At 67.1% G+C, this 12,642-nt stretch carries 11 protein-coding genes; 2 read left to right on the top strand and 9 right to left on the bottom strand.

All coding sequences use genetic code 11. The features are described from left to right. Positions 1-15: 15 nt before the first annotated feature. Complete coding sequence (locus R2J76_RS19085; RefSeq protein ID WP_316413249.1) at positions 16-405, bottom strand: PilZ domain-containing protein; 390 nt, start codon at positions 403-405, stop codon at positions 16-18. A gap of 498 nt (positions 406-903) precedes the next feature. Between R2J76_RS19085 and R2J76_RS19080 the strand changes: the two genes are divergently transcribed. Together R2J76_RS19080 and R2J76_RS19075 are read left to right on the top strand one after the other, a co-directional pair. Beyond that, complete coding sequence (locus tag R2J76_RS19080; protein ID WP_316413248.1) at positions 904-1,974, top strand: formylglycine-generating enzyme family protein; 1,071 nt, start codon at positions 904-906, stop codon at positions 1,972-1,974. Between the two features lie 29 nt (positions 1,975-2,003). Next, on the top strand, positions 2,004-3,620 hold the full coding sequence (locus tag R2J76_RS19075; RefSeq protein ID WP_316413247.1) for a hypothetical protein: 1,617 nt from the start codon (positions 2,004-2,006) through the stop codon (positions 3,618-3,620). 241 nt (positions 3,621-3,861) lie between these two features. Here the strand turns inward: R2J76_RS19075 and R2J76_RS19070 are convergent, their stop codons facing one another. From R2J76_RS19070 to R2J76_RS19035, 8 genes are all read right to left on the bottom strand, one after another. After that, positions 3,862-5,910, bottom strand: a complete 2,049-nt coding sequence (locus tag R2J76_RS19070; RefSeq protein WP_316413246.1) for a S9 family peptidase — start codon at positions 5,908-5,910, stop codon at positions 3,862-3,864. Positions 5,911-5,973: 63 nt separating this feature from the next. Then, positions 5,974-6,813 (bottom strand): FAD/NAD(P)-binding protein, encoded by an 840-nt coding sequence (locus R2J76_RS19065; protein ID WP_316413245.1) that lies wholly within the window; start codon positions 6,811-6,813, stop codon positions 5,974-5,976. Positions 6,814-6,826: 13 nt separating this feature from the next. Further along, positions 6,827-7,828, bottom strand: a complete 1,002-nt coding sequence (locus R2J76_RS19060) for a 4Fe-4S dicluster domain-containing protein (RefSeq protein ID WP_316413244.1) — start codon at positions 7,826-7,828, stop codon at positions 6,827-6,829. A 6-nt stretch (positions 7,829-7,834) separates the two neighbouring features. Further along, positions 7,835-8,626: a 4Fe-4S dicluster domain-containing protein gene (locus R2J76_RS19055; protein WP_316413243.1), complete on the bottom strand. Its 792-nt coding sequence runs from the start codon at positions 8,624-8,626 to the stop codon at positions 7,835-7,837. Positions 8,627-8,633: 7 nt separating this feature from the next. Then, a complete protein-coding gene (locus R2J76_RS19050) occupies positions 8,634-9,071 on the bottom strand; it encodes a hydrogenase iron-sulfur subunit (RefSeq protein ID WP_316413242.1) in 438 nt (145 codons plus the stop codon). 12 nt (positions 9,072-9,083) lie between these two features. Next, complete coding sequence (locus tag R2J76_RS19045) at positions 9,084-11,075, bottom strand: CoB--CoM heterodisulfide reductase iron-sulfur subunit A family protein (RefSeq protein WP_316413241.1); 1,992 nt, start codon at positions 11,073-11,075, stop codon at positions 9,084-9,086. A 10-nt stretch (positions 11,076-11,085) separates the two neighbouring features. Then, a complete protein-coding gene (locus tag R2J76_RS19040; RefSeq protein WP_316413240.1) occupies positions 11,086-11,940 on the bottom strand; it encodes a CoB--CoM heterodisulfide reductase iron-sulfur subunit B family protein in 855 nt (284 codons plus the stop codon). 4 nt (positions 11,941-11,944) lie between these two features. After that, on the bottom strand, positions 11,945-12,517 hold the full coding sequence (locus tag R2J76_RS19035) for a 4Fe-4S dicluster domain-containing protein (protein WP_316413239.1): 573 nt from the start codon (positions 12,515-12,517) through the stop codon (positions 11,945-11,947). Positions 12,518-12,642 lie beyond the last annotated feature (125 nt).

Raw genomic sequence — 12,642 nt, 5'->3', positions numbered from 1 at the left:
CGCGCCGCGGTGCGGTCAGGTCGGCATTCCGAACATGTCGATGAACGGCGTGCTGTTGACCGCCGCGAGATTCAGGTAGGCCTCCAGCTCCACCGCGAAGGCCCCGGGCAGGTCCGTGAACACGAGCCCCGCGTCCACGAATTCCTTGCCGTGGTGCCGGTTCCGGCGGGTCCACACCACCTTCCCGTTCACCGGCTGCTGCGGAACGCCGGGGTGGCTAAGGCGCAGGGACTCGACCACCGCGCCCGGCGCCAGGAGCCCCAGGTCCGCCAGCGGGACCCGGATGCCGCAGCCGCGGGCCCCCAGGTCCCGCAGCTCCTCCCCGGTCCAGGTCCGGTCCCCCACCCTGAACCGTGCCGTGCAGGTCTTCTCCGTGGAAATGCGGGGATGCAGCCTCTTCTCCATGGTCGCCTCCATGAGCCGCGGGACCCCCGCCCCGCCGCCAGTTCTCCCTTCCCGGCGCCGGCGGATCCTCGCGCGACCAATATAAGTCCCGGGAATAAAACGTCCATAAATAATCCATGGGCCCACAAGAGATTAAGAACCTCCAAGCCCCGCGTCGGCCGGGGAACCTCACCTAGGGCGGAACCATGTTCCCAGGTATGGGGCAAGGCCAGCACCAGGAGCATCCGGATGATGGGAAAACCGAGCCAATCGCCGTTCCGGTCCATTGCGCGTTTACTGCTCGCGGCGCTTCCTGCCCTTTTGCTGGCCTTCCTCTTGGGCTGTTGGCAGCCCCACTCCAACCAGGTTCCTCCGCCGGAGATCCTGGGATTCACCGTTTCGGATGAACGCGTGGAAAGCGGCCGCGAGGTCGAACTGTTGCCGGTCTACCGCCATGGCAGGGGAAACATCAAACCGGCGCCAGGGGAGGCGCCTTCGGGGGTCGGAGTCCGGGTAACCGTGGACACCCCGACCACCTTCACATTGACCGTCACCAGCCCTGATGGCCAGGAGGTTGCGCGCCCTGTCACCGTGGATGTGAAGCCCGCGCTCCTGCTTAGGAGCCGGGGGCTCCGCTTCGCGCGGGTCTGGGTCACGGTAACGGGCCCCTGGGGCTACCGGGAGGTGGTTCAGGCCCCGTGCACCCTCCGCGGTCTCCAGCGTGGGGCATACACCCTGCAGGCCGGGGAAGTGGAGGACGGCGGCATCCGGAAGGTACCTTGGGAGCCCGTCCTGACCGCTGCGGTGGACACGGCCGTGGTGCGGACGTTCTCATACCCGGAGCCGACCTTCACGGTGGACCTCCCCGGATGCGAGCCAATCGAGTTCCTCCTGATGCCCGCCGGCACCTTCCAGATGGGCACGGAGGAGACGGAGGGCCTTCTGGCCCTGCGAGGTCCACTCCCCCGACCTGTCCATGGGGTGACCTTCCGGGCGGCCTTCTACATGGCCAAGCACCTCACGACTCGAGATCAGTGGTGGGCGGTGTCCAAGGGAGGCCAGGGCGAGAAGCCCGCGAACCCTACCTTCCCCGTAGACGAGGTCAGCCACCTGGACATCACTCAGAGGTTTCTGCCGGCCCTCGCCCCCCGCTGCCCGAACCAAGCCTTCGCCCTGCCCTCCGAAGCCATGTGGGAGTACGCCTGCCGCGCGGGCACCTCCACTCGCTACTTCTTCGGTCCAGACGAGTCCCACCTCGACGAGTATTTCTGGCGTCGCTCCGCAACGCCCGCGCCGGGCCATCCCGTGGGCAGCAAGCTGCCCAACCCCTGGGGCCTCCACGACCTCTCCGGTCTCGGTTTCCAGTGGTGCGCGGATGCTTCCTATCCAGACTACGTGGGCGCGCCCACGGATGGTTCGGCGCGGCTGGTGCCCCTCCGGGACTGGGACTACTTTATTGCCCGGGGTGGGGACGGCATCAATACCGGCGGGCCCAGCGCGGCGCGCCAGGAGTTTCCAGCGTGGTCGAGATCAAGCCTTCTGGGTTTCAGGTTGGTCGCGACGCGCCCTTGGTTCAGTCCGGAGGATTGATCGTCCTCCTCCAACCCGAAGGAGTCCCTATGCTCACCCTCCGTTCAGGCGTTCCTGGCCCCTGGACGTTCATCCTCCTCCTGACCCTGGCCGCCGCGACCCCGGGCCAGGGCCAGGTGGTCCGCGCCATGGCGGCCGATGATCCCAACCTCGACCCCCGCTGGGACTGGAGGCCTGAGCAGGCCGTCGAACTTGCCTTTTCCGTCCACGGGGAAGCTCCCACCCCCATCAAGGCTAACGTTCCGTTCCATACGCCCGGCAACCGGCTATACACAAAAGCCGAGCCCGATATGAACCCCGAGGACGGGTGGATCCTCGTCCACAGGGACTTCGGGACGCCCCAGCAGGCCCTTCCATTCCCCCTGTTCACGCTCTACAACCGCTTCCGCGGAATCTTCAGAGTGATGCTCTACAATGCCTTGGATCGCTCGGATTCCCTCTACATCGGTGAACTGTCCTTCGTGGATGGAGGGGCGTCAGCCGCCAACGCCATCGCCTGTTTCACCTTCCAGGATCCCGAGCGCTGCTTCTTGGACAGCTATGCCCCTGCGGACGTGCAGCGGTCCACCTGCGTCATGTTCAAGGCCGGGGACTGGGCCGTCTTCGACTACCACATGCTGGGTTACGACCCCGCGCTGGCCAACCGGGATCCCGTGCTTCTCTTCAAGCTCATCGGTATCGAGAAGACCTCCATCGACCTCCAGGGCGGTGGCGGTCTCAGTCTCCTCCAGACTCTAAACAACCAAGATCTCTCCATTTCGGGAAGCTCCGCCCACCCCACAGGCCGCCTAACCGTGGGGCTGGAGAACGGCCTGAGGCAGTACCGCTCGGTCACGAACTGGTACGAGGAGTTGGCCAGCGAAAAGCACAAGGGGAAACCCTGGCAGCCGCCAGTCCAGGCATTCATTAAGTCCGGCGTCGGAAGCTTCTTCCCCTATGCCATGGCGGTGGCCGGGTTCGTAGAAGCTTGGTTCGGGGGAGCCAATACGGCCTCGCCATGGGAGCCCCTGGCTTTCAAGGGCGAGTACGACCTCAAATTGAAGGGCGGCTTGGAACGGGCTCTGCCGCTATGGGCCCACGCCTTCTACATGAACCCAGGCAAACCGTCGAATCGTGCGCAACGCCCCGTCCAGGCCGTGCCCTGGGGGATCTTCAATTTTCCCACCGCTCCCACCGTCAAGGTCACGCCTGGGGGATCGTCCGGGAGGTTCCTGGTTACCCTCGCCAAGGATCCTGGGATCCTCGTGAACCCAGAAGCCGGTCTGGATGTGACTTCCATTAAAGTGGCCTTCACGGGTGGCGATCCCAAGGCCCTTGTTCCATCCTCCACCCCGACCACATCTGACGCGATCGTCGAGGCGTCAAAGCAGGAATTGATCCTCCGAACCGAGTACATGGACATCCCCACGGCCCTCAAGACGCCTTGCCCCACAGTGAGCGCCTTCGACTTGGTTCCGTTCATGCGCTGGGAAATCCGGTTCAAAACGAAGACCGCCACACGGCTCATGGACGCCGAACAGGTCATGATCAAAAACTTCCGCTGGATTAACCCGGAGATGCCCAAGGTAGACCAACCGGAACTGGCCCCCGACGTGCTCGAGAAACTTAAGCCCGCTGGGACCCCACCTAACTGCGGCGTGATGTAAGCCCGGACACGATCCCAAAACCAAGGTGCGGACCCTGCCTTAGGACGCTTCGGCCTGCCCACTCTGTTCCGCACCGCCTATCGCCAATGGATCACGGCAAGCGCCAGCAGCAGCTTGCTGCTGCGCAAGCGCTACCGTTGGGTCGGATCGCCGGTCCGGGACCCCATGGGCCGATCCCTCCCCCGGGAACCTCCCAGCCTGGACCCGCGGCCCCCTCTTTTCGTTGCCTATACGACCCCTTTTACTTCAGCCACCGGTCCATCCACCCCAGGACGTTCTCGTGCCACTGGAGGGAGTTGGCGGGCTTGAGGACCCAGTGGTTCTCGTCGGGGAAGACCAGCAGCTTGGAGGGGATGCCCTTGCGCTGCAGGGCGGTGAAGGTGGCCAGGCCCTGGGCGTAGGGGATGCGGTAGTCCTTCATGCCGTGGATGACCAGCATGGGGGTCTTCCAGTTCTTCACGAACTCGATGGGGTTGACGGCGGCGTAGCTGGCGGGGTTCTCCCAGGGAAGGCCGTTGTGCTCCCATTCGGGGAACCACAGCTCCTCGGTGTCGAAGTAGGCCATGCGCTCGTCGAGGTTGCCGTCGTGGCACACCAGGGTCTTGAAACGGTCGGTGTGGCCGGCGATCCAGTTGATCATGAAGCCGCCGTAGGACGCGCCCAGGGCGCCCACGCGGTCCTTGTCCAGGAAGGGGTGCTTGGCCAGCATGTGGTCCAGGCCCTTCATGAGGTCCTCGAAGGGGGCGCCGCCCCAGTCGTTGCGGATGGCGTCGGTGAAGGCCTGGCCGTAGCTGGTGGAGCCGTGGAAGTCCACGCAGATGGCGGCGTAGCCGGCGCCCGCGTACACCTGGGGGTTCCAGCGGTAGTGGAAGTCGTTGCCGAAGGTGCCCTGGGGGCCGCCGTGCACCAGGAAGGCCACGGGATACTTCTTCGCGGGATCGAAGTCGACGGGATAGACCAGGTAGCCGTAGACGGTGTCGCCCTTGGCGCCCTTGAAGGTGAACTGCTCGGCCTTGCCGATCTTCGCCGCGGCCATGCGCGCGTCGTTGAAGTGGGTGACCTGGCGGATGTCCTTGCCCGCGGGATCCACGGTGTAGAACTCCGTGGGGCCCTTGAGGGAATTCATGCCGTAGAGGATGCGCCCGCCCTTGGCGAACTCGATGCCGTCCAGGGTGCCCTGGCCCACGATCATCCTCGCCTTGCCCGTGGCGGGGTCCATGGCGAAGAGGGCGCGCTGGCCCAGGTTCTCGGCCAGGCAGTAGAGGGCCTTGCCGTCCGGGGACCACGCGAAGGAGGCCACGGACCGGTCGCCCCGGGGGGTGTCATCCACCCGCAGGGTGAATTTGCGTTCCTTGCCCGTGGCCCGGTCGCGCAGGACCATGTCGAAGCGGTCCGCCTCGAAGCCGGGGCGGCTCATGGCCAGGTAGGCCAGGGTCCTGCCGTCGGGGGAGAAGCGGGGCTGGGCGTCCCAGGCGGGGTTGGTGGTCAGGCGCCTGGGGGCGGCGGAGCCGTCCAGGGGCACCTCGAAGAGATCGAAGTTGGTGGACCAGGCTTCCTTCCGGCCCATGTCCCGGGCGGAGAACACCAGGGCCTTGCCGTCGGGGCTGACGGCGAAGTCCTCGCTGCCGCCGAAGGGCTTGGAGGGGCAGTCGGCGTCCATGGCGGGCATGAGGTCCCGGGCCGTGCCCGTGGCCAGATCGAAGGTGAACACGTGGTTGCGGGTGCCGTCGGTCCAGGTGTCCCAGTGGCGCACCATGAGGGCGTCGAACTCCATGCCGGAGGCCTTGACGGCCGCCTTGGCGTCCAGGACCTTCTTGGTCTCCTCGGGGCTCTTGCCCGGGAAGACGGCCATGCCCAGCAGGAGGGACTTGCCGTCCGGGGACACTTCCAGGGCGTCCACGTCCAGGGGCAGCTTCGTCACCTGCACGGCCTCGCCCCCGTCCAGGGGCAGGCGCCACACCTGGGAGGACCCCGAGCGCCCCGACACGAAGAAGACGGCCTTGCCGTCCCGGGCCCAGCGGGCCTGGGAATTGGAGGTGCCGGGGGAGGTCACCCGCCGGGTCCAGGTGCCGGCCACGTCGCCCAGGTACAGATCATGGGCGGTTTTGTTGGCGGCCAGGTCCGGCGTGCCCACGGAGAACGCGAAGGTGGCGCCGTCCGGGGAGATCCGGGGATCCCCCAGGCGCTCCATGGCCAGCAGGTCGTGGACGGAGATGGGGTGGGGCCCGGCCGCCAGGGCGGGTAGGGCCATGGCCCCGCAGAGCAGGGACAGTGTGAGCGACCGCAGCATGCTTCCTCCTGGCCTCCCCTTGGGATGGCATCGTTATATGATACTGAAACGGAGCGGTCGCTCCTAGTATTCGGCCGGCAGGCTGTTCAGCTGCGCCAGGGTGTACACCGGGCCGTCCTTGCAAACGTAGCTGCTGCCGGTGTTGCATCGTCCGCACTTGCCCAGGCCGCACTTCATGCGGTTCTCCAGGGTCGTGAAGATGGATTCCGGGGGGAAGCCCAGCTTGGCCAGCACCGGGAGGGTGAGCTTGATCATGATGGGGGGGCCGCACACCAGGGCGACGGTGTTGTCGGGGGCGGGGTTCAGGGCCTCCACCACGGGGGGTACGAAGCCCACCTTGCCGGTCCAGCCGGGGACCTCGCCGCCGGGGTCCACGGTGACCACCAGGTTCACGTCGGGCCGGGCCTCCCATTCCTTGAGCTCGTCCTTGTACACCAGGTCGTTGACGCTGCGGGCGCCGTACACGATGGTGATGTCCTTGAACCAGTCCCGGAGGTCCAGGCAGTTCCAGATGACGCTGCGCAGGGGGGGCAGGGCGATGCCGCCGGCGACGAAGACCAGGTTCTTGCCCTTCCACTGCTCGATGGGGAAGCGGTTGCCGTAGGGGCCCCGGAAGCCCACCACGTCGCCCTCCTCCTTGTCGGCGAGGGAGGCGGTGACCCGTCCCGCCTCGCGGAAGGTGCATTCGATGTAGCCCTTGCGGGTGGGGGAGGAGGCGATGCAGAAGGTGGATTCGCCTTCGCCGAAGGCGCTGTAGAGGCCGAACTGGCCGGTCTCGAAGCTGAAGGCCTCCGCCGCGGCCGCGTCCAGGAACTCCAGGCGGAAGGTCTTCACGGCGGGGGCTTCCTCCGTGATCTTCGCGATGCGCATGAGGTGGGGGAGGTAGATGTTGGTGTCGGTCATGGTCGCTTCTCCCTCAGGCCTGGGCCGCTTCCGCCAGGTGCTCCTGGAGGTTCATGTCCACGGGGCATGCCCGGGTGCACTTGCCGCACCCGACGCAGCCGAGCATGTCGTAGCGCTCGGGGTAGTACGAGAACTTGTGGTAGACCCGCTGGCGCCAGCGCTGGGCCTGGGTCTCCCGGGGGTTGTGGCCGGAGGCGTGGAGGGTGAACATGGGGCCGCCGCAGGAATCCCAGGTGCGCAGGCGGTGCCCGCCCTTGGCGTCGGCCTCCTCCACGATGTCGAAGCACACGCAGGTGGGGCACACGTAGGCGCAGGCGCCGCAGCCCACGCAGCGCAGGCTCTGCTCCATCCAGATGCCGTCCTCGAAGCGGTCCTTGAGGCGCCGGGTAAGCCCGGGCTGGTCGAAGGCCACCGGCACCTCCACGACCTTCTTCTCCAGGCCGGGATCGGGCTGGAAGGCGCCGGGGGCCAGGGCCACCATGGCCCGGCCCTTGGGGGTCAGCACCTCGGCCAGGAACCCGCCCTCCACCGGCGTCAGGAGGATGTCGCTGCCCCGGGTGGACCCGGGGCCGCCGCCGACGCTGGTGCAGAAGCAGGCGTCGTCCTTCTTCGTGCAGCCCACGCCGATGATGGCCAGGGCCTCCATGCGCGCGTTGAAGAACCGGTCGCGGGTGTCCCAGTTGAACACCGCGTCCAGGGCCCCGAAGCCCGAGGCCTCGCAGGGGCGCACCCCGAAGAGGACGGTGGGCTCGGCGTGGGGCTCGGCGTCTTTCAGGTCCACGGCCTTGGCGCCCAGGGTGAAGGTCATGAGCCGCTCCACCTTGGGAAAGGCGGCCTCCTTGGCGCTGAGGATGGTCTGGATGTAGTCCGCGGCCACCTCCTGGAAGGAGGCCACCGGGTTGAGTTCGGTGCGGCCGTCCCGGTCCGTGGGGGCCAGGATGCGCCGGCCGTCCTTGGCCAGGGCCGCGAACAGCGCGTCGAGGGAGGCTTGGGGGAGGAAGAAGGTTTCTGCCATGGCACCCTACCGGATGAAGGACTCTTTGTCGTCGGGACGGAAGGTGGACAGGGCGTAGTCCAGTCTGGAACTGGCCCCGGCCCGCTGGCCGAACTGCTGATGCACGCTCTCCTCGCAATTGAAGGTGAGGAGGTGGATGGGGATGCCCACGGGGCAGGCCCGGCCGCAGTCGCCGCACTCCACGCAGCGCCCCGCCAGGTGCATGGCGCGCACCATGTGGTACTCCAGGTTGCCCAGGGCGTGGCTGGCCACGGGCACCCACTGGGGCCGGTTGCAGTCCATGGTGCAGTGGCCGCAGTAGCACATGGGGCAGCTGTTGCGGCAGGCGTAGCACTTGACGCAGCGGCTCAGCTCCTTCTGCCAGAAGGCCCAGCGCTCCGCGCGGTCCATCTTCCCGAGGCGCTCCAGCAGTTCGCGGTCCCTGGCGGGGAGCTCCTTGGGGGCCAGGGCCAGGTGCTCCTCGATGGCCTGGGCCGAGGCGAGCTCGACGGTGCCGTCCCCGGCCAGGGCCAGGAGGTTCTCCTCCTCGATCTGGCGTTCGGCCATGAGCTGGAGGATGGCGCGCAGGGCGTCGGGGCCCGCGGTGATGGCGACCCGGCCCAGCTTGCGGATCTCGGGCCGCGTGAGGTAGGTGGCGAGGTTCTGCGCGCAGTCCCCGTCCAGGACCAGGCGATCCGCCCTTTCGGCCTTCTTCACGAAGACCGGGCGCCGGGCGCCCATGGTGCCCTTCTCGTAGCCGATGACGGCCTTGACCTCGCCGCTTTCCAGGAGCTGCCGGGCTTTCTCTCTCAGGTCCATGGTCCCCTCACTCCACGCCGGTCAGGGCGAGTTCCTTGTATTCGGTGTAGGGGCCCAGGGCCCGCACCGTGGTGGTGACCTCGTTCACCAGCTCCGCCCACCGGGCCCCCTCCGCGGCCGACACCCACGAGAAGGTCACCCGGCGGGTGTCGATGCCCATGAAGTCCATGAGGTTCCGGTAGATCATCCAGCGCCTCCGGGCGTGGTAGTTGCCGGAGGTGTAGTGGCAGTCGTTGGGGTGGCAGCCCGAGACGATCACGCCGTCCGAACCCCGGGCGAAGGCCTTGGCCAGCAGCATGAAATCGATGCGCCCCGTGCAGGGCAGGCGCAGCACGCGCACATTGGACTGGTATTTGATGCGGCTGGTGCCGGTCAGGTCGGCGCCGGCGTAGGTGCACCAGTTGCAAACGAAAGCGGTGATCTTCGGTTCGAAGGCTTCGGTCATCGTGGCATCCCCTCAGAGGGTCATGAGTTCGGCGAAAATCTGTTCGTTGCTGAAGCCCTGGATATCGATGGCCTTGGTTCGGCACGTCGAGACGCAGGTGCCGCAGCCCTGGCAGAGGCCGGCGTTCACCTTGGCGAGGGTCTTGATGAGCGTGCCGTCCCGGCCCCGGATCTCCTCGGCCTCGATGGCCTGGTAGGGGCAGGCGCTCTGGCAAAGGAAGCAGCCCACGCAGTAGGAGAAGGTGGGGGCCGGAAGCCGGTTCACCACGGCCACCACGGGCTCGCGGGTCAGCTCGTCCTTGCTGAAGAGGCTGGCCACCTTGGCCGCGGCGCCCGAGGCCTGGGCCACGGTCTCGGGGATGTCCCGGGGGGCCTGGCAGGCCCCGGCCAGGAAGATGCCGGCGGTGTTGGTCTCCACGGGCTTGAGCTTGGGGTGGGACTCCGCGAAGAAGTGGTAGGGGTCGTAGCTCACGTGGAGCCTCTGGGCCAGCTCCTCGGAGCCGTCCTGGGCCTGCACCGCGGTGGCCAGCACCACCATGTCCGCCTTGATCTCCACCGGCTCCCCGCCCAGGAGCGTATCGGCCCCCTTGACGATGAGCTGGCCGTCCTCCTCGTAGATGCGCGAGACCCGGCCGCGGATGTACTTCACGTCGTCCTCTTCGATGGCCCGGCGCACGAATTCGTCGTAGTCCTTGCCGCCGCTTCGGATGTCCATGTAGAAGACGTAGGCCTTGCCGTGGTGCATCTTGTGCTTGTAGAGCATGGCGTGCTTGGCGGTATACATGCAGCAGATCTTCGAGCAGTAGGGCACGCCCTTGGCCCGGTCCCGGCTGCCGGAGCAGGCCACGAAGACCACCGTCTCGGGCTCCTTGCCGTCGCTGGGGCGCTTCATGACGCCCAGGGTGGGGCCCGAGGCCGAGGCGAGGCGCTCGAACTGCAGCCCGTCGATGACGTCGGCGTACTTGCCGAACCCGTACTCCGGGAACTTGTCGGTGCGCATCACCTTGAAGCCCGTGGCCAGCACGATGGCGCCCACGTCCAGGGTGACCAGCTCGTCCTGCTGGTCGAAGCGGATGGCGCCGGTGGGGCACATCTTCTCGCAGACCTTGCACTTCCCGCTCTTGTAGAAGGTGCAGTTGGCCTTGTCAATGACGGGCTTGTTGGGCACGGCCTGGGGGAAGGGCACGTAGATGGCGCTGCGCTTGCCCAGGCCTTCGTTGAACTCGTCGGGGATCTTCTTCTGGGGGCACTTGGTGATGCACATGCCGCAGCCGGTGCAGAGCTTCTCGTCCACCTGGCGGGCCTTCTTGCGGATGGTGGCCTTGAAGTTGCCGATGAAGCCTTCGAGCTTCTCCAGCTCCGCGTAGGTCATGAGGGTGATGTTGGGGTGGCGCGCGGCCTCCACCATGCGCGGGGTGAGGATGCACTGGGAGCAGTCCAGCGTGGGGAAGGTCTCCGAGAGCTGGCTCATGTGGCCGCCGATGGAGGGGGACTTCTCTACCAGCACCACCTTGTGGCCGGAATTGGCGATGTCCAGGGCCGCCTGGATCCCGGCGATGCCGCCGCCCAGCACCAGGGCGCGCTTGGTGACGGGCACGCGGATGGGGTGGAGCGGCGTGTTGTGCTTGACCTTCTCCACCATGACCCGGATGAGGTCCGCGGCCTTGTCCGTGGTGGCGTCGTTCTTCTCGTGGACCCAGGAGCAGTGCTCGCGCAGATTGGCCATCTCGCAGAGGTAGGGGTTGAGCCCGGCCTCCTCCACGGCGCTGCGGAAGGTGGGCTCGTGCATGCGCGGGGAGCAGGCCGCCACCACGACGCCGGTGAGGCCGTGCTCCTTGATGGCGTCCTTGATCATGGACTGGCCGGGGTCGGAGCACATGTACTTGTAGTCCACGCTGTGGACGACGCCGGGGACGTTCCTCGTGCGCTCCGCGACCTTGGCGCAGTCGACGGTGGCGCCGATGTTCTCTCCGCAGTGGCAGGTGAATACGCCGATACGTGACATCGCAGGCTCCTCAGACGGCCGCGGGGGCCATGACGGCGGGCACCATGTGCCGCTGCAGCCCCAGCTGGTTGGCGTCGATGCCCATGGCCAGGCCCAGGGCCTGGGTGATGAACAGGACGGGAATCGTGTGTTCGGCGCCCAGATGGGCGTTGATCTCGGGGCGGCGCATATCCAGGTTGGACTGGCACATGGGGCAGGCCACGACGATCGCCTCGGCGCCGTGCTTGACGGCGTTGTCGACGATCTTCCCGCTCATCTTGGCCACCAGGTCGGTGCGGGTGACGGAGAACGCGGCGCCGCAGCATTCGGTCTTGAAGTTCCATTCCCGCGGCTCGGCGCCGGCGGCGGCCATGAGGCGGTCCATGGACTGGGGATCCTCGGCCCGGTCGAACTTCAGCACCTTGGGGGGCCTGACCAGGAGGCATCCGTAGTAGCACGCCACCTTGTGGGCGAAGGGCCGGGTGATCTTCCCGGGGAGGACGTCCTTGAACCGGTCCAGCACCTCGAGGATGTTCACGATGCGCACGGTGCCGGCCAGGGGCAGGTCGATGACGGCCTCGATCTCCCGGGCCAGGGCCGGGTCCTTTTCCAGGGCGTCCCGGGCCGTGCTCAGGCGGTTGTAGCAGGCCGCGCAGGGGGCCAGGATCTCGGTAAGGCCGGCGGCCTCGGCCTGGGCCAGGATGCGCGCGGGCAGGGCCAGGGCGAGGTGGTGGTCCAGCACGTGGGCGCTGGAGGCCCCGCAGCAGTTCCAGTCGGGCACCTCCACCAGTTCCAGGCCCAGGGCGGGGGCCAGGGCCCGCACCGATTCGTCGAACTCCCTGGAGGAACCGAGGAGGGAGCACCCGGGATAGTAGCCGATCTTCATGGGGTCACCTCTTCTTTCCCAACGTGAGCTGGAAGATCCGTTTCATGCCGCTGCGCCCCTTGATGACGTGGGGCAGGAGGGGGAGCTTGCCGCGCACGTACATCTTCGGGGCGAGGTTCACGTCCTTGAGGAGGTGGCGGCTGCGCAGCTTGTAGTCGGCCACCAGCCCGATCTCGTAGAGGCGGCCCGTGGCGCGGATGGAATCCAGGAAGGCCCGGTGGAAGGCCAGGATGTCCTTGCTCTTCGGGTGGGCCAGGTCCAGGGCGAGGGAGGCCTCCCGGACGTAGTCCATGACCTTGGCCACCTCCACCTCCTGGGGGCAGCGGGTGGAGCAGGTCTCGCAGGCCAGGCAGAGCCAGATGGCCTCGCTCTCCAGCACCCGCCGGTCCAGTTCGGGCCGTTCCAGCTGGAGGAGGCGCAGGGTCTGGCAGGAGGTGTTGTCCATGTCCTCGGCCACGGGGCAGCCCGCGGCGCATTTCCCGCACTGGTAGCAATGGTTCAGGTTGATGCCACGTTCAGCGCGGAGGCGGGAGGCGAGGGAATCCCCGGGGGCGGGTGCGGGGTGGGCACTGGACATGGGCGTCTCCTTCGTCGTGGGAGATGACTTCAATTCCCCCTGAATCGTGCTTGGGCGCGTCTCTCGTGGAGATCGGTCAAGGGCAGGGGGGACCCTTGATTATCGCTGGATTCCGGGCCGCCCAG

The sequence above is a fragment of the Mesoterricola silvestris genome (assembly GCF_030295405.1).
Classification (GTDB): domain Bacteria; phylum Acidobacteriota; class Holophagae; order Holophagales; family Holophagaceae; genus Mesoterricola; species Mesoterricola silvestris.
This window is presented reverse-complemented; position numbering and strand designations above follow the sequence as displayed.